The organism is Streptomyces longispororuber (assembly GCF_014656095.1).
GTDB lineage: Bacteria > Actinomycetota > Actinomycetes > Streptomycetales > Streptomycetaceae > Streptomyces > Streptomyces longispororuber.
This window is the reverse complement of the sequence record NZ_BNBT01000018.1, coordinates 51468-73348: the sequence shown is the minus strand read 5'-3', so window position 1 is coordinate 73348 and position 21881 is coordinate 51468. Positions and strand designations below refer to the sequence as shown.

19 protein-coding genes and 1 tRNA gene are annotated in these 21881 nt (G+C 72.4%); 11 read left to right on the top strand and 9 right to left on the bottom strand.

All coding sequences use genetic code 11. The features are described from left to right. Positions 1-65 precede the first annotated feature (65 nt). Positions 66-551: an Lrp/AsnC family transcriptional regulator gene (locus tag IE330_RS09185; RefSeq protein WP_190135402.1), complete on the top strand. Its 486-nt coding sequence runs from the start codon at positions 66-68 to the stop codon at positions 549-551. Between the two features lie 50 nt (positions 552-601). Here IE330_RS09185 and IE330_RS09180 read toward each other — a convergent pair whose 3' ends face one another. After that, the gene (locus IE330_RS09180) at positions 602-1195 is read right to left on the bottom strand and encodes a TetR/AcrR family transcriptional regulator (protein ID WP_190135385.1); all 594 of its coding nucleotides are present in this window, start codon (positions 1193-1195) and stop codon (positions 602-604) included. Continuing rightward, positions 1192-2706 (bottom strand): 3-hydroxyacyl-CoA dehydrogenase, encoded by a 1515-nt coding sequence (locus IE330_RS09175; RefSeq protein ID WP_190135384.1) that lies wholly within the window; start codon positions 2704-2706, stop codon positions 1192-1194. The genes IE330_RS09180 and IE330_RS09175 overlap by 4 nt, the downstream gene beginning before the upstream one ends. 195 nt (positions 2707-2901) lie before the next feature. Between IE330_RS09175 and paaN the strand changes: the two genes are divergently transcribed. Beyond that, entirely contained in the window at positions 2902-4593 is a 1692-nt protein-coding gene (paaN, locus tag IE330_RS09170) for a phenylacetic acid degradation protein PaaN (protein WP_190135383.1), read from the top strand. A 51-nt stretch (positions 4594-4644) separates the two neighbouring features. Here paaN and IE330_RS09165 read toward each other — a convergent pair whose 3' ends face one another. Genes IE330_RS09165 through IE330_RS09155 form a run of 3 tightly spaced genes read right to left on the bottom strand, consistent with a single transcriptional unit; the run spans position 4645 to position 7549 of the window. Further along, positions 4645-5433 carry a TrmH family RNA methyltransferase gene (locus IE330_RS09165; RefSeq protein WP_190135382.1) on the bottom strand — a complete coding sequence of 263 codons (789 nt, stop codon included), beginning with the start codon at positions 5431-5433 and terminating at the stop codon, positions 4645-4647. After that, entirely contained in the window at positions 5430-6812 is a 1383-nt protein-coding gene (locus tag IE330_RS09160) for an HTTM domain-containing protein (protein ID WP_190135381.1), read from the bottom strand. The genes IE330_RS09165 and IE330_RS09160 overlap by 4 nt, the downstream gene beginning before the upstream one ends. Continuing rightward, positions 6809-7549 carry a DUF5819 family protein gene (locus tag IE330_RS09155; protein WP_190135380.1) on the bottom strand — a complete coding sequence of 247 codons (741 nt, stop codon included), beginning with the start codon at positions 7547-7549 and terminating at the stop codon, positions 6809-6811. Before IE330_RS09155 ends, IE330_RS09160 begins: the two co-directional genes overlap by 4 nt. A gap of 708 nt (positions 7550-8257) precedes the next feature. Here IE330_RS09155 and paaA point away from each other — a divergent pair. From paaA to IE330_RS09125, 6 genes are all read left to right on the top strand, one after another. Beyond that, positions 8258-9316 carry a 1,2-phenylacetyl-CoA epoxidase subunit PaaA gene (paaA, locus tag IE330_RS09150; RefSeq protein WP_190135379.1) on the top strand — a complete coding sequence of 353 codons (1059 nt, stop codon included), beginning with the start codon at positions 8258-8260 and terminating at the stop codon, positions 9314-9316. Continuing rightward, positions 9313-9603, top strand: coding sequence for a 1,2-phenylacetyl-CoA epoxidase subunit PaaB (gene paaB / locus IE330_RS09145; protein ID WP_190135378.1), 291 nt, complete (start codon positions 9313-9315; stop codon positions 9601-9603). Before paaA ends, paaB begins: the two co-directional genes overlap by 4 nt. Then, positions 9600-10325: a 1,2-phenylacetyl-CoA epoxidase subunit PaaC gene (paaC, locus tag IE330_RS09140; protein WP_190135377.1), complete on the top strand. Its 726-nt coding sequence runs from the start codon at positions 9600-9602 to the stop codon at positions 10323-10325. The genes paaB and paaC overlap by 4 nt, the downstream gene beginning before the upstream one ends. Continuing rightward, positions 10319-10819 carry a 1,2-phenylacetyl-CoA epoxidase subunit PaaD gene (gene paaD / locus IE330_RS09135; RefSeq protein ID WP_190135376.1) on the top strand — a complete coding sequence of 167 codons (501 nt, stop codon included), beginning with the start codon at positions 10319-10321 and terminating at the stop codon, positions 10817-10819. The genes paaC and paaD overlap by 7 nt, the downstream gene beginning before the upstream one ends. Continuing rightward, complete coding sequence (gene paaE, locus IE330_RS09130) at positions 10819-11886, top strand: 1,2-phenylacetyl-CoA epoxidase subunit PaaE (RefSeq protein ID WP_190135375.1); 1068 nt, start codon at positions 10819-10821, stop codon at positions 11884-11886. Before paaD ends, paaE begins: the two co-directional genes overlap by 1 nt. A gap of 131 nt (positions 11887-12017) precedes the next feature. Further along, positions 12018-13169, top strand: coding sequence for an acyl-CoA dehydrogenase family protein (locus IE330_RS09125; RefSeq protein ID WP_190135374.1), 1152 nt, complete (start codon positions 12018-12020; stop codon positions 13167-13169). A gap of 213 nt (positions 13170-13382) precedes the next feature. Here IE330_RS09125 and IE330_RS09120 read toward each other — a convergent pair whose 3' ends face one another. From IE330_RS09120 to IE330_RS09105, 4 genes are all read right to left on the bottom strand, one after another. Then, positions 13383-13712, bottom strand: coding sequence for a rhodanese-like domain-containing protein (locus IE330_RS09120; RefSeq protein ID WP_190135401.1), 330 nt, complete (start codon positions 13710-13712; stop codon positions 13383-13385). 284 nt (positions 13713-13996) lie between these two features. Continuing rightward, positions 13997-14845, bottom strand: a complete 849-nt coding sequence (locus IE330_RS09115) for a J domain-containing protein (RefSeq protein WP_190135373.1) — start codon at positions 14843-14845, stop codon at positions 13997-13999. 79 nt (positions 14846-14924) lie between these two features. Beyond that, the gene (locus IE330_RS09110; RefSeq protein ID WP_190135372.1) at positions 14925-16499 is read right to left on the bottom strand and encodes a DUF2252 domain-containing protein; all 1575 of its coding nucleotides are present in this window, start codon (positions 16497-16499) and stop codon (positions 14925-14927) included. Between the two features lie 390 nt (positions 16500-16889). Continuing rightward, positions 16890-16976 (bottom strand) — tRNA-Leu (locus tag IE330_RS09105). Between the two features lie 1747 nt (positions 16977-18723). Between IE330_RS09105 and IE330_RS09100 the strand changes: the two genes are divergently transcribed. From IE330_RS09100 to IE330_RS09090, 3 genes are all read left to right on the top strand, one after another. Further along, entirely contained in the window at positions 18724-19575 is an 852-nt protein-coding gene (locus IE330_RS09100) for an FHA domain-containing protein (RefSeq protein WP_190135371.1), read from the top strand. A 10-nt stretch (positions 19576-19585) separates the two neighbouring features. Continuing rightward, the gene (locus IE330_RS09095; protein WP_190135370.1) at positions 19586-20116 is read left to right on the top strand and encodes an FHA domain-containing protein FhaB/FipA; all 531 of its coding nucleotides are present in this window, start codon (positions 19586-19588) and stop codon (positions 20114-20116) included. Between the two features lie 120 nt (positions 20117-20236). Next, the gene (locus IE330_RS09090) at positions 20237-21874 is read left to right on the top strand and encodes a Stp1/IreP family PP2C-type Ser/Thr phosphatase (RefSeq protein ID WP_229925499.1); all 1638 of its coding nucleotides are present in this window, start codon (positions 20237-20239) and stop codon (positions 21872-21874) included. Positions 21875-21881: the final 7 nt, after the last annotated feature.

Genomic DNA, 21881 nt, shown 5'->3' with positions numbered 1-21881 from the left:
CCACAGCCTGGGATGGACGCATAACGTCCATGGTAGGGAGGCGGGGGGACATGGCATCTGAACGAATGGCCGACAAGCGGGACGGGAGCCGACCGCTGCCTCCGCCCCGCCCGCTGGACGCCATCGACCGCGACATCCTGCAGATCCTGCACACGGACGGGCGCGCCTCGATAAGGTCCGTGGCCGAGCGCGTCCACGTGTCGCGGGCCAACGCCTACGCCCGCATCAACCGGCTGATCGAGGACGGCGTCATCCGCGGCTTCGGCGCCCGCGTCAACTACGAGCGGGCAGGCCAGGGCGCGTCCGCGTACATCACCCTGAAGATCGTCCAGAACACCTGGCGCACGGTCCGCGAGCAGTTGCGCACCCTGCCGGGAGCGGCCCACATCGCCTTGGTGAGCGGGGACTTCGACGTCCTGCTCCTGGTGCACACGCCGGACACGCGCGCGCTGCGCGAGCTGGTCCTCACCCGGCTCCAGTCCATCCCCGAGGTGCTCAGCACGCGCACCCTGCTGGTCTTCGAGGAGGACGACCTGGACATGGAGAGCTGAGCCCGGCCGGCCCGCGGGCGCCGCGGCCGGCCGGCGGCTACCGCCGGGTCTCAGCCATTCGTCCGCAGTCCGCCGAAGGCGAACTGCACCACGGCGTCGGCGATCTCCACGCCGTCGGCGGCACCGCGGACGTCCGGCCGGTACCACTCCACGATGGAATTGATCATTCCGAACAGCAGCCGGGTGGCGAGCCGCAGCTCGACGTCCGAGCGCAGGTCGCCGTCCGCCACGGCCTCCTTGAACAGGGCCGCCACCTGGTGGTCGAAGTCCCTGCGGCGCTCCATCGCCCACCGCTCGGTGTCGGTGTTGCCGCGCACGCGCAGCAGCAGCGTCACATAGGGCAGCTCGGCAACCAGCACCTCGACGGTACGGCGCGTGACGTACTCCAGGCGGTCCACCGCCCTGCCCACGCGCGCGGGCTCCTCGGTGAGCACGGCGAAGAGCCCGTCGAGCGCCCGGCTCACCGCGCGCCGCAGCAGCTCCTCCTTGCCCGCCACGTGGTGGTAGATCGACGACTTGGAGATGCCGGCCGCCTTGGAGAGGTGCTCCATGGATGTGCCGTCGTACCCGCGCTCGTTGAAGACCCTTACGGCGACTTCGAGGAGCGTCTGCGGGGTGTAGGTGTCGCGTCGTGCCGTGGTCATCCGTTCTCCTCCCGCGCGGCCGCGTGGCGCAGCCCTTGCGAGGGGGCGTACCGCCCCGTGGGGTACTCGCCGTGCACCGCGTCGAGGAACTCGGCCACCCAGGGAAGCCCGAGCGCGGTGCCCCAGGTCATCGGCCCGCGCGGGTAGTTGACGCCCAGGCGCATGGCCGTGTCGACGTCGTCCGTGGTGGCCACGCCGCGCGCCACCGCGTCGTGCGCGAAGTCGACGAGCATCGCGACGGTGCGCGCGACGATCAGGCCCGGGGTGGCGCGGACGACGCTGACCTCCTTGCCGAGCGCCTGGAAGAGGCCCACCGCCTCGCTCAGGCCCTGGTCCCCGACGCGTACGTCGCGGGCGAGCGCGATCCTGGTGGCGGCCGCGTAGTCGAGGGCGAGGTCGAACTCGACGGTGGGCACCGCCGCGGCGTGCGGGGACCCGCCGCCGACGAGGGACAGGCGCGTGCCGCTGGGCAGTTCGATCCAGCCGGGGTACGGCCCGCCCTGGGTGTCGTCCCGGTCGACGCGGATGCCCGCGCCCTCGATGAGCCCGACCAGCGCGGCGGCCTGGAACAGCTCGCCGTGCACGGTGACGGCCTCCGGGGCGTCGGCGGGCCCCGCGGTGTGCGGCGCGGGGCGCGGGGCGTCGTCGCCGTACGCGTACCAGCCCTGGCCGGTCTTGCGTCCCAGGTGCCCCGCCTGGACGAGGCGGCGCTGGGCGAGGGACGGGGTGAACTTCGGGTCCTGGAAGAACGACTCCCACACCGAGCGCGTGACGGCCTCGTTCACGTCCTGGCCGATGAGGTCGGTGAGTTCGAAGGGGCCCATCGCGAAGCCGCCGCACTCGCGCAGCACGGCGTCGATGGTCGCCGGGTCGGCCACCCGCTCCTCGTACGCGCGCAGCGCCTCGGCGTAGAAGGGCCGCGCGACCCGGTTGACGACGAACCCCGGGGTGTCGGCGCAGCGCACCGGGGTCTTGCCCCAGGCCTGTGCCGTCGCGTACGCGCGCGTGGCGGCCGCTTCGTCGGTGGCGGCCCCGCTGACGACCTCCACCAGGGGCAGCAGGGGCGCCGGGTTGAAGAAGTGCAGCCCCACGAAGCGGCCGGGCCTGGACAGCGCGCCCGCGATCGCGGTCACCGACAGGGACGAGGTGTTGGTGGCGAGCAGACAGTCCTCGGAGACGACCTCTTCGAGCTCCTGGAACAGCCGTTGCTTGACGTCCAGCCGCTCCAGGACGGCCTCGACGACGAGGCCGCACCCGTCGAGTCCGGCCGTCGTGTCGACCGTCCGGAGGCGCCCGACCGCGGCGTCGCGCGCGTCCGCGTCCAGGCGGCCCTTCGCCACGAGCCGGTCCAGACGTGCGGTGATCGCCTCGGCCGCCTTCTTCGCGAGACCGGGGGCGGCGTCGTACAGCCGCACCGGGTGTCCCGCCACCAGCGCGACCTGGGCGATGCCCTGGCCCATGGTGCCGGTGCCGACGACGGCCACCGGGCTGCTGAGATCGAGTGCTGTCATGCTCGCGATCCTCCCGCACAAGGGTCCTGGCCAGGGGTTCGGGGTGGGCGAGGGAGGTTTTCCACAGCTTTGGCAGACCCCCTTGTCCCGACCGATCGTTCGGTTACTCTAGCCCTGTCCAGTCGTTCCTGCCCACTGTCCCTGCCCCGCTCGCCAGCTCGAAGGAGAGCTGACTCGACGAGGAGTTGGTCCGCCATGGCCGCCGAACTCACCGCGCACCCGCTGATCGCCAAGCACCGGCCCACGCTCGACCAGGCGCTGGAGGCCATCAGCACGCGCGCGTACTGGTCGCCGCACCCCGAGCACCCGAAGGCCTACGGGGAGAACGGCAGCCTGAGCCTGCCGGAAGGCAAGGCCGCCTTCGAGTCCCTGCTGAACCAGCGCTTCGACCTCGACCAGCCGGGCACGGACGACTGGACGGGCGGCGAAGTCTCGCCCTACGGCCCGGAGTTGGGCATCACCTATCCGCACCCGGACGTGGACACCCTGCTGCCCGCGATGCGCGCGGCGATGCGCGCCTGGCGGGACGCGGGCCCCGAGACCCGCGCGGCCGTCTGCCTGGAGATCCTGGCGCGCATCAGCGCCCGGACGCACGAGTTCGCGCACGCGGTCATGCACACCAGCGGCCAGGCCTTCATGATGGCGTTCCAGGCAGGCGGCCCGCACGCCCAGGACCGCGGCATGGAGGCCGTGGCGTACGCCTACGCCGAGCAGGCCCGCACCCCCGCCACCGCCGCGTGGCACAAGCCCCAGGGCAAGCGCGACCCCCTGGTCCTCGACAAGCGCTTCACGCCGGTCGGCCGCGGCGTCGCCCTGCTGATCGGCTGCAACACCTTCCCGACGTGGAACGGCTACCCGGGCCTCTTCGCCTCCCTGGCCACGGGCAACGCGGTCCTGGTCAAGCCCCACCCGCGCGCGGTGCTGCCCCTCGCCCTGACCGTGCGGGTCGCCCGCGAGGTCCTCGCCGACGCCGGCTTCGACCCGAACCTGGTCGCGCTGGCCGCGGAGCGCCCCGGCGAGGGCATCGCCAAGACCCTCGCCGTCCGCCCCGAGATCAAGATCATCGACTACACGGGCTCCACCGCCTTCGGCGACTGGCTGGAGGCCAACGCCCGCCAGGCGCAGGTCTACACGGAGAAGGCCGGGGTCAACACGGTCGTCATCGAGTCGACCGACAACTACAAGGGCATGCTGGCGAACCTCGCCTTCTCCCTGTCGCTCTACAGCGGCCAGATGTGCACCACCCCGCAGAACCTCCTGATCCCCCGCGGCGGCATCGACACGGACGCGGGCGCCAAGTCCTACGACGAGGTGGTCACGGACCTCGCGGGCGCGGTGTCCGGCCTCCTGGGCGACGAGGCCCGGGCGAACGGCATCCTGGGCGCCCTGGTCAACCCGGACGTCAAGGCGCGCTTGGAGGCGGCGGCCGGCCTCGGCGAGGTCGCCCTGGCCTCGCGCGAGGTGGCGAACGCGGAGTTCCCGGACGCCGTGGTGCGCACCCCGGTGATCGTGAAGCTCGACGGCGCGAAGCCGGACGCCGAGGCCGCGTACCTCAGCGAGTGCTTCGGCCCGGTGTCGTTCGCCGTGGCGGTGGACTCCCCGGCGGACGCGGTCGAACTGCTGCGCCGCACGGTGCGCGAGAAGGGCGCCATGACGGTCGGGGCGTACACCACGTCCCAGGAGGTGGCGTCCATGGTCGAGGAGACCTGTCTGGACGAGAGCGCCCAGCTCTCGCTGAACCTGACGGGCGGCGTGTACGTGAACCAGACCGCGGCCTTCTCGGACTTCCACGGCTCGGGCGGCAACCCGGCGGCGAACGCCGCGCTGTGCGACAGCGCGTTCGTGGCCAACCGCTTCCGGGTGGTGGAGATCCGCAAGGAGGCGTGAGCCTGGCGGTGTCCCCCGGGGTCCGGTCCGGCTGGACCGGACCCTCCGAGGTCAGCTCTCCGCTGCCGCCGGAGCGTGCTGCGCCGACCAGTGGAACAGCGTCATGCCGACGCTGGTGGCCAGGTTGTAGCTGGACACCTGCGGGCGCATCGGCAGGGACACCAGGTGGTCGGCGCGGGCCCGGACGTCCGCTGACAGGCCGCTGCGCTCGGAGCCGAAGGCCAGTACGGCGTCGTCGGGCAGGGTGACCCCGCGGATGTCGTCGCCCTCGGCGTCGAGCGCGAACAGCGGTCCCTCGGGCAGCGCGCCGTCGTCCAGGCGCTCCACCGCCGTGGCGAAGTGCAGGCCCGCGCCGCCGCGGACGACGGTGGGGTGCCAGGGGTCGAGCGTGCCGGTGGTCACCACGCCCGTGGCGCCGAAGCCGGCCGCCAGGCGGATCACCGCCCCGGCGTTGCCGAGGTTGCGCGGGTCGTCGAGGACGACCACGGGCGCGGTCCGCGGCCTGCGCGCCAGGGCCTCCAGGTTGGCGGCCCGTGACGGGCGGTCCGCGAGGGCTGCGACCGCCGTGGGGTGCAGCCGGGGCACCAGGGCGCGCAGCGTCGCGTCGTCGGTCTCGACGAGCAGCGCGTCCAACGTGTCCGCGACATCCGGCGCCAGGTCCGCCGCGAGGGCCAGAGCGCCCGCCTTGTCGCTGGTCAGCGCCACGGGGACGGACGCGCCGAACCGCAGCGCGTGCTTCAGGGCGTGGAAGCCGTCGAGCAGCACCGCCGACCCGGCCAGCCCGCGCCACAGCCGCACCGCGTCCACCGGCGGCCCGCCGCCCTCTCCCGTACCGCTCATGCCCCGAAGCCTACGTGCGCCTGCCGGGCCTCCTCGTACCCCTGCTCGCCCTCCTGACGGGCGCGCACGCCGTCCTGGGGGTGCTGGTGCGGTACCACGCGGCCCCGGAGGGCGCGGGGCAGCGGAAGTCGCGCGGACAGCGCTCCACGCGTGCGTGCCAGTCCGTTCCCCAGCCGCCGCAGGAAGGACGTCGGCAGGAACACGGCGTCGGCCGCGATCATCGCCAGCGAGAAGAACGGCAGCCCCAGCACCACCGCGATGACGGCGTGCTCGCAGATCATGACCGCCAGCAGCACGTTCTTGACGCGCCGGTTGAGCAGCGTGAACGGAAAGGCCACCTGCACGATGACCGTCCCGTACGTGATCAGCATGACCATCGTGCCCTGCGAGGAGAGCAGGTCGGACAGCGCGGGCCAGGGGGAGAAGTAGTCGAGGTTCAGCGGGTAGTAGACGGCCGTGCCGTCCTGCCAGCGGCTGCCCTGGACCTTGTACCAGCCCGCCGTCGCGTAGACCAGGCACGCCTCGATCATGATCACGAGCAGGGCGGCGTTGTGCGCGAGGTTGGCCACGACGTCGAGCAGCCTGCGCGGGGCACCGTACGGCGACCGCCGCCCGGCGGCCCACCACAGCCCCTGGGACGCCCACAAGCCCCAGAAGAGCACCAGCCAGAACCGGTCGAGCTCCCCCATGCCCGTCACGAGGGCCAGCGCGATCCCGAGCACCCACCACAGGACCGGGCCGATACGGTCGGCCGCGCCCGGGGCTCCCGTACGGTCCACGTCGGCAGCAGGGCGTACGGAGTTGTCGGCACGGCCCAGGGGGTCGTCGGCACGGCCCAGGGAGTCGTCGGCACGGCCCAGGGGGTCGACGCGGGCTCCACGCGCGCGTGCCCGCCGACGCGCGTCCAGGGACCACACCTGGCCACAGCGCGTGAACACGAGGTAGATCGCCATCAGGTGGATGACGTTGTCGCCGCCGTCCCCCATGAAGATGCTGCGGTTCTGCAGCGAGAGCACGCCGATCATGAACAGCACGGACATGGTGCGCGTCCGCCACCCCAGGAGGAACAGGGCACTGGCGAGCACGGCGAAGGCGTAGACGAACTCGAACCACAGCGTCGAGTCCGACCACATCAGCACCGTGAACGCGTCGTTCCCGGAGATCAGCTCCCGCGCCATGTCCCAGCCCCACGGGCTGTCGGGCCCGTACAGCTCGTGGCGGTGCGGCAGTTCGCGCAGCAGGAAGAACAGCCACGTGGCCGCGAAGCCGATCCGGACCACCGCGGTCTGGTACGGCCCGAGGGCGTGGGCCGTGACGCGCTGCAGGCCGCGCGCGAGCGGGTCGAGGCGCGCCACGGCGCGCCGGGCCGGGTGGCTCACCGGTCGCTCCCCTCGGCGGCGACGTCCCGGCTCGCGCGCGCGTCATCGGCCAGCGGCAGGTCGTCCGGGATCACCGACCACCAGGGCAACAGCCGGACCACCGGTTTGGTGCTGACGTTCTCGTCGCTCCACTCGGGCGGCCGTACGCCCGTGGTCCGGGACCGGATCTGCACCTGGTCGATCGTCTCCCCGCGTGCGAGGGGGTCCTGCCGGTCGATGCGCAGCAGCACGACGCGGCGGATGTAGCGCTCGGAGATCTCACCTCGGGGACCGGTGGGACGATTCTGCGCGTCGTGCGTGGACAGGAAGAAGTCCCAGGCCCGGCGCAGTTCGTTCTGCTGCGTGTGGCTGGGCAGCGGGTTGTGGTCGATGGCGGCACCGTCCTGGGCGGACAGGTCGTACCAATCGGTGACCCGGTGCCCGCCGTCCGCGGTACGCAGTTTCGCGCGGGCCTGCACCGAGACGTTCTGCTGGAGTGGATTGGGCGCGAACAGCTTCCAGTTCTGCTCGAACTCCGGGTACACCCATTTGTCGATGGTCTCGCCGTGCTTCTTGCTGACGGTGTTCGCCGGGGCGACGTGCAGGAACATCATCCCGACGTGGACGCAGACGGTGGCGACGATCACCGCAAGCGCGAGGACGGCGACGACCTGGTAGCGACGGGGGAGACCGGCGATGCCGAGGGGGACGGCGGCGGGCGCGCCCGGCGCGGAGGCCCCGCCGGGCCACTCGGGCACCCGGAACCCGCTGGGGGTGTCTGCGGCCGGAGAGGAGCCGGAGGCGGCTGCCGCCCAGGCCTTACGCGCGAACGGGGCCTGACACGCGGCCGGGGCTTGGCGCGCGGCCGGGGTTATGCCGTGGGCGGGGGACTCGTCCCTGGCGGAGGAGGCCGCCTCGGCGGCGTGGGCTGCCTGCCCCGCGTTCGGCACGGGGGGCGGTGACGGGTAGGTGTCATCTGCCCCGTCCGGCGCAGGGACCGCCTGGGTCTCATCTGCCTCGTCCGGAGCAGAGGCCGCCTGGGTCTCATCCGCCCTGCCCGGCGCAGAGGCCGCCCGGGTCTCATCCGCCCTGCCCGGCGCAGAGGACGTCTGAGTCTCATGCCCTCCGTCCGACGCCGAGGACGCCTGAGTCTCATCCACCCCGTTCGACGCCGAGGACCCGTCGAGCTCGGCCGTCCCGTCCGGCGCGGGGGGCTCATCGAGCTCGACCGGCCCGTCCGGCGGGCTCTTGTCGTAGGCGTCCATTCCGTCCCGTTCCCCGATCCCGCACCGATCCTTGCCGCCGGAACGGTACTCAGACCTGCCCGCCCGGCACAGCGTCCCGGAGGTTATCCACAGGGTTGACACCTTATGGCGCCGCGCCGCACCATTGAATCCCGGCGGACCGAACGATCGGTCGGGAGCCGGTGAGGACGCAGAGACTGCCCGAGGTCGAGGGGGACCGAGATGGCGACAGCGCACCAGCCGCCCGTCGTGGCGGAGGACGAGGCCGTGGCCGGCGCCGTGGACACCGCCGCCGCGGCGGTGGACACGGCCGCGCTCGAGTCCGCCTTCGACGCGGCCGTGGCGGCCGACGAGCGGATCGAGCCCCGCGACTGGATGCCCGACGCCTATCGCGCGACGCTCGTGCGCCAGATCGCGCAGCACGCCCACTCCGAGATCATCGGCATGCAGCCGGAGGCCAACTGGATCACGCGCGCGCCGTCCCTGCGCCGCAAGGCCATCCTGATGGCCAAGGTCCAGGACGAGGCTGGCCACGGCCTGTATCTGTACAGCGCGGCGGAGACGCTCGGCACCAGCCGCGACGAGCTGCTCGACAAGCTGCACGCGGGCCGCCAGAAGTACTCCTCAATCTTCAACTACCCGACGCTGACGTGGGCGGACGTGGGCGCCATCGGCTGGCTCGTGGACGGCGCCGCGATCACCAACCAGGTCCCGCTCTGCCGCTGCTCCTACGGTCCGTACGCGCGCGCGATGGTCCGCATCTGCAAGGAGGAGTCCTTCCACCAGCGCCAGGGGTACGAGCTGCTGCTCGCCCTCAGCCGCGGCACCCCGGAGCAGCACGAGATGGCCCAGGACGCGGTGAACCGCTGGTGGTGGCCGTCCCTGATGATGTTCGGCCCGCCGGACGCCGAGTCGTCGCACTCCGAGCAGTCGATGACCTGGAAGATCAAGCGCCACTCGAACGACGAGCTGCGCCAGCGCTTCGTGGACATCTGCGTCCCCCAGGCGGAGTCGCTGGGCCTCACCCTGCCGGACCCGGACCTGAAGTGGAACGAGGAGCGGGGACAGCACGACTTCGGCGCCATCGACTGGAGCGAGTTCTGGTCGGTCCTCAAGGGCAACGGCCCGTGCAACGAACAGCGCCTGACCCAGCGCAGGCGGGCCCACGAGGAGGGCGCCTGGGTGCGCGAGGCGGCCGCCGCGTACGCCGCCAAGCACAGCGACCACGACAAGGACCGCCGGCCCGCGACGCCCGGCACTCACGGGGAGGCGACCGCATGAGCAACTCGACCGAATGGCCGCTGTGGGAAGTGTTCGTGCGCTCGCGCCGCGGCCTCTCGCACACGCACGCGGGCAGCCTGCACGCCCCGGACGCCGAGATGGCCCTGCGCAACGCCCGCGACCTGTACACCCGCCGGAGCGAGGGCGTCTCCCTGTGGGTGGTGCCGTCCGCCGCGATCACCGCCTCCTCACCGGACGAGAAGGACGCCTTCTTCGACCCGGCCGCCGACAAGCCGTACCGCCACCCGACGTTCTACGACATCCCGGAAGGGGTGCAGCACCTGTGACCACCGCGCCCCGCACGGCCGACGCCGCGGCCCTCGCCCTCGGCGACGACGCACTGGTGCTCTCCCACCGCCTGGGCGAGTGGGCGGGACACGCCCCCGTCCTCGAAGAGGAGGTCGCCCTGGCGAACATCGCCCTGGACCTCCTGGGCCAGGCCCGGGTCCTGCTGTCCCTGGTCGGCGACGAGGACGAGCTGGCGTACCTGCGCGAGGAGCGCGCCTTCCGCAACGTCCAGTTGGTCGAGCAGCCGAACGGCGACTTCGCCCACACCATCACCCGCCAGCTCTACTTCTCCGTCTACCAGCACCTGCTGTACGACCGCCTTGCCACCACGGACAGCGAGCTTGCACCGCTGGCCGCGAAGGCCGCCAAGGAAGTCGCCTACCACCGGGACCACGCCGAGCAGTGGACCCTCCGCCTCGGCGACGGCACGGCCGAGAGCCACGAGCGGATGCAGCGCGGCCTCGACGCGCTGTGGCGGTTCACCGGCGAGCTGTTCCAGCCGGTACAGGGCCTGGACGTCGACGGGGAGTCCCTGCGCACCGAGTGGACGGCCGTGGTCACCTCCGTCGTCCGGAAGGCGACGCTGACCGTCCCGGAGGGCCCGCAGACCGGGGCCTGGACCGCGGGCGCCGGGCGCCAGGGCCTGCACACGGAGTCCTTCGGGCGGATGCTCGCCGAGATGCAGCACCTGCACCGCAGCCACCCGGGGGCGTCATGGTGACCACCGCGCCCACCCCCCTGGAGGAGCGGCTCCTCGCCCTGGCGGGCTCGGTGCCCGACCCCGAGCTGCCCGTCCTGACCCTCGCGGAGCTGGGCGTGGTGCGCGGGGTGCACGTCAGCGGGCCGAGCCGCGTCGAGGTCGAGCTGACGCCGACGTACACCGGCTGTCCCGCGATCGAGGCCATGAGCGCGGACATAGAGCGGGTCCTGCACGAGCACGGCATGGCCGACGTTGAGGTGCGCACGGTGCTCTCCCCGGCCTGGTCCACGGACGACATCAGCGCCGAGGGCCGCCGCAAGCTGGCCGAGTTCGGCATCGCCCCGCCCCGTCCGCACACCGCCGACGGCCCCGTGCCGCTCACCCTCACGGTCCGCTGCCCGCACTGCGGCTCCACCGACACCGAACTGCTCAGCCGCTTCTCGTCCACGGCCTGCAAGGCGCTGCGCCGCTGCGTGACCTGCCGCGAACCCTTCGACCACTTCAAGGAGTTGTGATGGCGCGCTTCCATCCGCTGCGCGTGGCGGCCGTCGAGCAGCTCACCGACGACTCCGTGGCCCTCACCTTCGACGTCCCGGAACCCCTCCGTGAGGAGTACCGCTACGCCCCGGGCCAGCACCTCGCCCTGCGCCGCGTCGTGGACGGCGTCGAGGTCCGCCGCACGTACTCCATCTGCTCGCCCGCGCCCGCACCGGAAGCCGCCGGGGAACCGCGGACGCTGCGGGTCGGCGTGCGCGTCGTGGACGGCGGCGCCTTCTCCACGTACGCGCACAAGGAGATAGCCGTGGGCGACGAGCTGGAGGTGATGACGCCTGCGGGCCGCTTCACCCTGGACCCCGCGCCCGGGCGGTACGCGGCGGTGGTCGGCGGCAGCGGCATCACCCCGGTGCTCTCCATCGTCACCACGCTTCTGGAGCGCGAGCCGGGCGCCACGTTCTGCCTCGTCCGCAGCGACCGCACCACCGCCTCCACGATGTTCCTGGAGGAGGTCGCCGACCTCAAGGACCGCTGGCCGGACCGGTTCCAGCTCGTGACGGTGCTCTCCCGGGAGGAGCAGCAGGCCGGCCTCACCTCCGGACGGCTCGACCAGGAGCGGCTCGCCCGGTTGCTGCCCGCGCTGCTGCCGGTCGCCGAGGTGGACGGCTGGTTCCTGTGCGGCCCGTACGGCCTGGTGCAGAGCGCGGAGCGGACCCTGCGCTCCCTCGGCGTCGACCGCCGCCGCATCCACGAGGAGATCTTCCACGTCGACGCCGCACCCACGGCTTCGGCGCCCCTCCCGACGCCCCAGCACAGCACGGTCACCGTCACCCTCGACGGCCGCTCCGGCACCTGGCCGGTCCAGGCCGGCGAGTCATTGCTCGACACGGTGCTGCGCAACCGCGCGGACGCGCCGTTCGCCTGCAAGGGCGGGGTGTGCGGCACCTGCCGGGCCTTCAAGGTCTCCGGCGAGGTGCGGATGGACCGGAACTTCGCGCTGGAGCCGGAGGAGACCGAGGCGGGGTACGTACTGGCCTGCCAGTCCCACCCCACCACGGACAAGGTGGAGCTGGACTTCGACCGCTGAACGCTCCCCGCCCGCCTGTTCCCTTCTCCTAGAACCTGTTCTATCTTGACGCTCCGTCAGCGCACGCGGACGCAGTGGTGTGAGGACGGGCACGGGCAGACACGGACAGGCCGGGGCGGGGAGGACGAGCGGTGGACTTCACCTTCACCGAGGAGCAGCAGGCGGCGCTCGAAGCGGCGAAGGCCCTCTTCGCCGACGTGGCGCCGGACGGTGTGCCGAGCCCCTCACTCACCCCGGGCGCCGTCGCCGAGGACTTCGACCGCGCCTTGTGGGCCAGGCTGGCGGACGCCGACCTGCTCAGTCTGCTCCTCGCTCCCGAGTACGGTGGTTCGGGCCTCGACGCCATCGCGCTCTGCCTGGTGCTGCGCGAGTCCGCGAAGGTCCTTGCCCGCGTCCCGCTCCTGGAGTCGAGTGCGGCCGCATACGCACTACAGGCGCACGGCAGCGCGGAGTTGAGGCAACGGCTCCTCCCGAGGGCCGCTCGTGGTGACGTCGTCCTGTCCGTCGCCGCGCACGGACGCACGGGTCATGATGCTGCCGAACTCGCCGTCACAGCCCGGCCCGACGGACCCGACTGGCTGCTCGACGGCACCCAGACCGCCGTGCCCTGGGCCCACGAGGCTGACTTCGTCCTCGTACCGGCCGCCACTCCGGAGGGCCGCGCCGTTCTCGCCGTCGTGCCCCGCACCGCCCCCGGACTGGGCATCGCCGAGCAGTTCTCCACCCACGGCGAACGCCTCGGCGAGCTGCACCTGGATTCGGTGCGCGTCCCGGGCCACGACCTCGTCACCGCCGCCGGAGCCTGGGACTTCCTGCGCCACCTGCTCGCGACGGGCACCTGCGCGCTCGCCCTGGGCCTCGGCACCGAGGTGCTGCGAATGACCAGCGAATACGCCGGAAAGCGGGAGCAGTTCGGCCACCCCATCGCCACGTTCCAGGCCGTCGCGGTCCAGGCCGCCGACCGCTACATCGACCTGCGTGCCATGGAAGCCACCCTCTGGCAGGCCGCCTGGCGACTCAGCACGCCGGATGCCACGCCCCCGGGCAACGGCGGCCCCCTGCCCGTCGCCGCGGACATAGCCGTGGCCAAGACGTGGGCGGCGGACGGTGTGCGCCGCGTCGTCCAGACCGCGCAGCACCTGCACGGCGGCCTGGGCGCGGACACCGACTACCCCCTGCACCGCTACCACGCCTGGGCCAAGTACCTGGAGCTCTCCCTGGGCCCCGCGGCAGCCCACGAGGAAGCCCTCGGCGAGATCCTCTCCGCCCACGCCCCCGGCTGACGGAGCGGAGCTTCGCGGGCCCCGCCAGGCAACCTGGGCACGCCATGAGCCTTCAGCGCCCAGGGGCACCACTCCGTAGGCGGACCCGTGCGGAAGCGCCGCACGCACAGGAAGGGCTGGCCGAGCCCGTAGGAGCACGCCCACTCCCGCCGCACGCGGGCACCGCCCTTGGCGGACCAGGGCGGGGTAGGCGGACATGCCGACGCCCTAGATCTAGATGACGGTGCCCGGCTGGCCCTTGTCGTCGACGACCGGCTTGCCGGAGGCCTCCCAGACCTGCATGCCGCCGTCCACGTTCACCGCGTCGAAGCCCTGCTGGGCGAGGTACATCGTCACCTGCGCCGAGCGTCCCCCGGACCGGCAGATCACGTGCACCTTGCCGTCCTGCGGCGCCGCCTCCGTCAACTCACCGAAACGGGCCGTGAACTCACTCATCGGAATGTGCAGCGCGTTCGCCGCGTGACCGGCCTGCCACTCATCGTCCTCGCGGACGTCGAGCAGGAAGTCTCCGTCCGAGAGATCAGCGACCGTGACCGTGGGCACACCAGAACCGAATTGCATGCCACCGACGCTACCCGACCCCACCACGACCCCCCGGCCCGACCACCCGGAACCAGCCGAGCCACCCCCTCGAACCCGGTACAGCCCCCACCCCCGGCAGGCCCCCACACCACCCACCATCCGGCCCGGCCAGTCCGGTCACCCCACCACGCAGCCCCGCACGCCCCCATACCGCCCTGCATGCCCCCATAGAGCCCGGCACAAGGTCCCACGGCCCGACACCGGGCACGCGCCGGAGCCACACACCGCGGCCCGGCGCACGCCCGTCACGTCACGCGGCCGCGCAACTGCTCCAGCTCCGCCTCGCGCTCCGCCACCTGGGCCAGCAGTTGCTCGGCGATCTCGTCGAGGAGCCGGTCCGGGTCGTCCGGCGCCAGCTTCAGCATCGCGCCGATCGCGCTCTCCTCCAGCTCACGCGCGACCACCGACAGAAGCTCCTTGCGCTGTGCGAGCCACTCGAGCCGCGCGTACAGCTCCTCGCTCGGGGTGGGCCGCCGCTCGTCCGGCACCGGCCCCGCGTCCCACTCCTCGTGCAGCTCGCGCAGCAGCGCCTCGTCACCACGGCCGTACGCGGCGTTCACCCGCGCGATGAACGCGTCCCGCCGCTCCCGCTCCTGCTCGTCCTGCGCGAGGTCGGGGTGGGCCTTGCGGACCAGCTCGCGGTAGAGCTTGCGCGCCTCGTCACTGGGCCGCACCCGTTGCGGCGGCCGCACCGACTGATCGGTCAGCATCGCGGCGGCCTCGGGGAGCAGCCCGTCGCCGTCCATCCAGCCGTGGAACAGCTCGTCCACGCCCGGCATCGGCAGGACCCGCGCCCTGGCCTCCGCCGCCTTGCGTCGGTCCTCCGGATCGCCGGACCGTGCCGCGACGGCCTCGGCGATCAGTGCGTCCAGCTCGTCGAGGCGGGCGTACATGGGGCCGAGCTTCTGGTGGTGCAGCCGGGAGAAGTTCTCCACTTCGACCCGGAACGTCTCCACCGCGATCTCGTACTCGATCAACGCCTGCTCGGCCGCCCGCACAGCCTTCTCGAGCCGCTCCTCGGGCCGGGCGCCACCGTCCTGCGGCGCTTGCTCGGGCGTCTCGTCCTGTGCTTGCTCGGCTTCCGGGGTCGTCACCTGCCCAGCGTAGGACACGGGCCGCGCGCCACCGTGCCCAGAACCGGGACGTCGGCGGCCTCGCGCCTCTCAGGCTCCCTCACACCCCCGTCTCAGCCGCGATGCGCCCCTCCCGTACGGCGGTGACCAGCAGTGCGTGGTCCGCCTCCGTACGGTCGGCGTAGGTCACCGCGAAGTCGGCCACGGCCTCGTCCAGTTCGTCGTTCTTGCCGCAGTACCCGGCTATGAGGCGCGGATCGGCGCTGTGGGCGTGCGCGCGGGCCAGGAGGGCACCGGTCATACGGCCGTAGTCATCCAGTTGATCGGGGGCGAGGGCGGCCGGGTCGACGCTGCCCTTGCGGTTGCGGAACTGCCGCACCTGGAAGGGGCGCCCGGCGATCGTGGTCCAGCCGAGCAGGAAGTCGCTGACCACCTGCATCCGCTTCTGGCCGAGCACCACCCTCCGGCCCTCGTGAACGACGTCCTGTGCCTTGAAGCCGGCCGCGGGCAGGTGGGGCAGCAACGCCGAGGGGCACGCCTCCTTGACCTGGAGCACCAGCGGCTCGCCCCGGTGGTCCAGGAGCAGCACCACGTACGACCGCAGGCCGACGCTTCCGGTGCCGACGACACGGAACGCCACGTCCTGGATCGCGTACCGCGCGAGCAGGGGGAGGCGGTCCTCGGACAGCGTGTTCCGGTATTCGCCCAGGGCGAGGGCGACCGCCGCCGCCTCGGCGTCCGGTATGCGCCGCAGGACCGGCGGGGCGTCGACGAAGCGCCGGGCCGTAACGCCGTCGTGGCCGTCCCCCGCGCCCTCGACCGGCTCGGTCGACTTGGCCGCGAAGCGCGCGCTCGTGTTCTGCCGGGCCTTCTGCGAGACCCGGTCGAGGGTGCCGAGCAGGTCGCGCGCGTCGGTGTGGGAGACCAGCTCCTCGTCGGCGATCGCGTTCCAGGCGTCGAGGACCGGGAGCTTCGCGAGCAGGCGCATCGTGCGGCGGTACGCGCCGACGGCGTCGTAGGCGGCTTCCTTGCAGGCGTCCTCGGTGGCGCCCGCCTCGCGGCCGGCGAGGACGAGGGAGGCGGCCAGCCGTTTGACGTCCCACTCCCAGGGGCCGTGGGCGGTTTCGTCGAAGTCGTTCAGATCGATGATGAGGCCGCCGCGCGCGTCCCCGTACAGGCCGAAGTTGGCCGCGTGGGCGTCGCCGCAGATCTGTGCGCCGATGCCGGTGGCGGGGGTGCGCGCGAGGTCGTGGGCCATGAGCCCGGCCGATCCGCGCAGGAAGGCGAACGGCGTCGCGGCCATCCGGCCCGTACGGATCGGGGCGAGCTCCGGGAGCCGGCCCCTGTTGGTCTCCGCCAGGACGGAGAGCGGGTCGGGGCGGCGGTCGTCCGGCACGAACCGCGCGTGCGCGGAGCGCGGGACGCCTGCGCGCAGGGCCTTGCCCTCCTGCTTGGGCCTCGCCTGCTCCGTACCGCCGAGCGCGGGGTGGCGAGCGAAGCCCTCCACGTGAGGCAGCCGCCAGGCGCCACGCGCCTCACGCGGCCCCGGCAGCGCCGCACCGGAGGTCCGTCCGCCGACGGCACCGGCCGCGGCGGCGCCCGCGCCCTCAGCGACACCCTCCGCTGCGGCCCGTCCGCCCGTACCTGATGTGTCAGTTGTCTCAGTCACGGCCATCGCCCCCCGGTTCCGGTGTCCGCGCAGCCCCTGCCGACACACCCCGGTCGAGGCACATCCACCCCGCGTCGGCGAGCGGCGTCGCGAACATCAACTGCCATCGACCGTACCGCCGCGAACGAATCCTCGTCAGAGCCTGTGGATAACTCCGCCCGACCACCATCACGGGCCTGACGGGTGACATACATCACGACTCCCGCACGCCCCGCGAGAGTCGGCAGCAGTCGACATCCGGACACAGATGCGACCGGAAGCGTGCCCACGGACACCGACCGGGCATGGGCATGGGCGTGGGCATGGGCGCCATCGCAGCCGACCGCACTACCCCGGCGACCAGCCGCGAAAGAGCTGGAGAAAAAAGAAAGACCCCAGATGAACTGGGGTCTCACTTGGTGCGCGAGGGGGGAGTTGAACCCCCACGCCCTTTCGGGCACTGGAACCTGAATCCAGCGCGTCTGCCTATTCCGCCACCCGCGCATGGGTGTTGTCTTTGGGTCTCTCACTGTGTGGTGCGAGCGCCTGCCGACATCCAGAAGATTAGCACGCTGCGGAGGGTGGATTCACATCCGTATGTGCGGGCACCTGCGCGGGGACCCGCACCGACCCCGGCCCCGGCCTCCACCCCCGCCGCCCCCGGAGCCCTCCGCAGTCACCACAGCCACCGGCGCTCCACGTCCCGGCCCCCACCCCCGCCCCGCCGCGTACCCGGCCTACGCCCCCTCTCCCCAGCCCCACCCACAGCCACCCCTCAAACCCCACCCACAACCCCATCCGGCGCACCCGCCACGCCCGCCCCCACACACCCCGCACACACCTCACACCTCACGCCCCGCCGTGACTTCCCCCACCCTGGCCCCGCACCGCCACACGCCACGGGGCCCCGTCGGTCACCCCCACCGGCAACCTGCTGCCAGACGCAACCAAGCCACCCGTCAAGTCCTCCTCCAAGGTCCACGGGCACGTGCGGGACACTGTCTTCAGAGCCCCTCTACGATCCCTGGTAAAGAGGAATCCGACCCGGCCCGCACGGGCCCGAGATGTCCGGCGAGGACATGGGCGGGTACCTGTACGGGAACCCTGCGGGAACACCGTGCCCGGCGTTCAGGACCGGGCCGGCGGGCCGGCGGGATCCGAGCAAGGCCCGAGCAGGACCCCAGCACCACCCCAAGCAGCACCCCGAGCACCACCCGAGCAGGTTTGGGTGCAGGCCGAGCGAGGCCTGACCGGGCCTGCGCGGGCCCAGCAGGCCGGGCGCCCGCCCGCGCAGGCTCGGGCCCCGCCGCGCCAGCGGCCGGGACAGGAAGCGACCACGGCGGAAGGAAGAGCGGAAGGCGAGGCAAGAGCGAGCGAGCGCGGAAGCACCGGAACCGCGGAGTCCGAGTGCTGGCCCCATACCGGGACACCGGCCGGGACCGCCGAGCTGGGAACGCCGGACCGGGACACCGGCCGGAGGCACCGAACCGGGATACCGACCGGGAGCACCACACCGGGAGCACCCACCGGGCCGCCGACAGGCCACCCGAACCGGAACCCCGGGCAGGAGCCCCGAACCGGAACCCCGGCCAGAAGCAACCGGACGGACACGGCAAGGGCGCACCGACAGGCGCGCCGGACCCGGAAGCCGACCAGGAAGCACGGGCCGGACGCCCGGGTAAGGACCACCGGACGACAGCCAGGACGCCCGGGTCAGGACCACCGGACGACAGCCAGGACGCCCGGGTCAGGACCACCGGACGACAGCCAGGACGCCCGGCCCCGGAGGCCAAGGCGGGCGCCAAGGCAGAACGCCGAGGCGCACACCGAGGTCAGCACGCCCGGACCGGACATCCGACCCCGGACACCCGGAGCCGGTACGCCGGACACCCAGAACCGGTACTTCGGGCACCCGGAGCCGGTACGCCACAAGCCAGGCGCCGGTACGCCGGAGCCCTGGTCGGGAAGCGCCCCGCGGCGGTTCCCGAAAGAGCCCCTGAAAGATCCCTGAAGGTCGACGGAGGAGCACCGTGGATCACCAGCGAAGACCCGGGCAGACGCCGGGCAGGACCCTGGTGCGCGTCCGGTGGAACCCTGAACGATCCCGGAGGATCCCGGAAGGGCGGTGCGGGCATGCCTTGTGAGAGGCGACACTCGTGGTCTGGGCAGACAGGGGGAACCAGCTGATTTCCCGACGCGTGGATACGATCAGTAAGCAGTACGAGGATGACAACGACGGAGGAGGTGCCCCATGGGAGTCCTGAAGAAGTTCGAGCAGCGACTCGAAGGTCTGGTCAACGGCACCTTCGCCAAGGTGTTCAAGTCCGAGGTCCAGCCCGTCGAGATCGCCGGCGCCCTGCAGCGCGAGTGCGACAACAACGCGACGATCTGGAACCGCGAGCGGACCGTCGTCCCGAACGACTTCATCGTGGAGCTCAGCGCCCCCGACTTCGAGCGCCTGAGCCCCTACTCCGGGCAGCTCGGCGACGAGCTGTCCGGCATGGTGCGCGAGTACGCGAAGCAGCAGCGCTACAGCTTCATGGGCCCCATCAAGGTCCACCTGGAGAAGGCCGAGGACCTCGACACCGGCCTGTACCGGGTGCGCAGCCGCACGCTCGCGTCCAGCACCTCGCAGACTCCCGACCCCGCGTCCGGCGGCCCCGCGGGCCCCGGCGGCGGACCCACGAGCGCGGGCCAGGGCCGCGGCGGCTCCGGCTTCCCGCAGGGCCCCTCGGGCGCTCCTCCCATGCCTGCCGCACCGCCTCCCGGCGCGGCCGCGGGCCGCCCGCAGGGGCCGGGCCCCGGCGCCCTGCCGGGCACACAAGTACGGCGCTGGATTGAGATCAACGGCAATCGCCACCAGATCTCCCGCCCGACGCTGGTGCTGGGACGCAGCACCGACGCCGATGTGCGGATCGACGACCCCGGCGTCTCGCGCCGGCACTGTGAGATCCGGACCGGAACGCCCTCGACGATCCAGGATCTCGGGTCTACCAACGGCATCGTGGTAGACGGGCAGCACACCACCCGCGCTACGCTCCGCGACGGCTCGCGGATCGTCGTGGGCAGTACCACCATCATTTACCGGCAAGCCGAAGGGTGAAGCGGGGGCAATGTCAGAGCTGACCCTGACGGTCATGCGGCTGGGTTTCCTGGCCGTTCTGTGGCTGTTCGTGATCGTGGCCGTCCAGGTCATCCGCAGCGACCTGTTCGGTACGCGCGTCACCCAGCGCGGCGCGCGCCGGGAGGGCGGCCGCCAGGCCGCCCGGCAGGCCGTCGCCGCCGCGCCGCCGCACCAGCGCCAGCAGGGCGGTGGGCGCCAGTCCGGCGGGGGCCGCCAGCGCCGGGGCGCCCCCACGAAGCTGGTCGTCTCGGAGGGCACGCTCACCGGCACGACCGTCGCGCTGCAGGGACAGACGATCACCCTGGGCCGGGCGCACGACTCGACCATCGTGCTGGACGACGACTACGCCTCCAGCAGGCATGCCAGGATCTACCCGGACCGTGACGGCCAGTGGATCGTCGAGGACCTCGGGTCCACCAACGGCACCTATCTCGACCGGACCCGCCTGACCACCCCGACGCCCGTTCCGCTGAACGCGCCGATCCGCATCGGCAAGACCGTCATCGAGCTGCGGAAGTAGTACGACAATGAGCGAGCGGAGCGAGCGAGCCGACGCGGTCCAGACACAGGACGCCAGCGCGCTCCCGACCGGAGGGTGGGCACCGTGCGGATGTACCCGGAGCCGACGGGCGAGGTGCGCATGAGTCTGTCACTGCGTTTCGCCGCCGGATCGCACAAAGGCATGATCCGGGAGGGGAACGAGGACTCCGGTTACGCCGGTCCGCGTCTCCTCGCCATCGCCGACGGCATGGGCGGCCAGGCCGCGGGCGAGGTCGCCAGCTCCGAGGTGATCTCGACGCTCGTCACCCTCGACGACGACGTCCCGGGCTCGGACATCCTCACCTCGCTCGGCTCCGCCGTGCAGCGCGCCAACGACCAGCTACGCCTCATGGTCGAGGAGGACCCGCAGCTCGAGGGCATGGGCACGACGCTCACCGCCCTGCTCTGGACCGGCCAGCGGCTCGGGCTCGTCCACGTCGGCGACTCGCGCGCGTACCTGCTGCGGGACGGCGTCCTCACGCAGATCACGCAGGACCACACCTGGGTGCAGCGGCTCGTCGACGAGGGCCGCATCACCGAGGAGGAGGCGACCACGCATCCGCAGCGCTCGCTGCTGATGCGCGCCCTCGGCAGCGGCGACCACGTGGAGCCCGACCTCTCCATCCGTGAAGTCCGCGCCGGCGACCGGTACTTGATCTGCTCCGACGGCCTCTCCGGCGTCGTGTCGCACCAGACGATGGAGGACACGCTCGCCAGCTACCAGGGCCCCCAGGAGACCGTGCAGGAGCTCATCCAGCTCGCGCTGCGCGGCGGCGGCCCGGACAACATCACGGTGATCGTCGCCGACGTCCTGGACATCGACACCGGCGACACCCTCGCGGGCCAGCTCTCCGACACCCCGGTGGTGGTCGGCGCGGTCGCCGAGAACCAGCTCCAGACGAACGACGGCGGGGCCATGCAGACCCCGGCGGGCCGCGCCTCCGGCCTCGGCCGGCAGGCGCCGCCGTCCTCCGGCGGCTTCGGCCCGCCCGGCAGCGGCGACAGCCCGGAGTACGCCCCGGAGGGCTCCTTCGGGGCGTACGGCGACGAGGACTTCGTGAAGCCCGGCGGCGGCCGCAAGTGGCTCAAGAGATCGCTGTACACGGCTCTCGCGCTCGCCGTGGTCGGCGGCGGCCTCTACGGGGGCTACCGCTGGACGCAGAACCAGTACTACGTGGGCGCCAAGGACGAGCACGTGGCGCTCTACCGCGGCATCGACCAGGACCTGGCCTGGGTGAGCCTGTCGAAGGTCGAGAAGGACCACCCCGAGATCGAACTCAAGTACCTGCCGTCGTACCAGCGCAAGCAGGTCGAGGCGACGATCGAGGAGGACAGCCTCGACGACGCCCAGAGCAAGATCGAGGAGCTGGGTCTGCAGGCGTCGGCGTGCAAGAAGGACGCCGAGCGGCGCAAGATCGAGCGGGAGAACCGGGAGAACAGGGAGCGCGCGGAGAGCGACGCCAAGCCCAGCGCCAAGCCGGGCGAGGACGAGGGCGAGGCGGGCGGCCTGTCGAGCCAGACCCTGACCGTGAAGCCGGCGCCCACCGGTACCCCCGGCGCCCCGGATGCTCCGACCGCCACCGGCGCGCCGACCGCCACCGGCACTCCGACCGCTCCTGGCGACGACAAGAACGCCAAGGACGACAAGTCCAAGTCCACCACCGCACCGACTCCCACACCCGGCCCCAGCCTCTCCGAAGAAGAGCAGAAGCTGGTCCCGCAGTGCGGTAAGCAGTAAGCAGCCG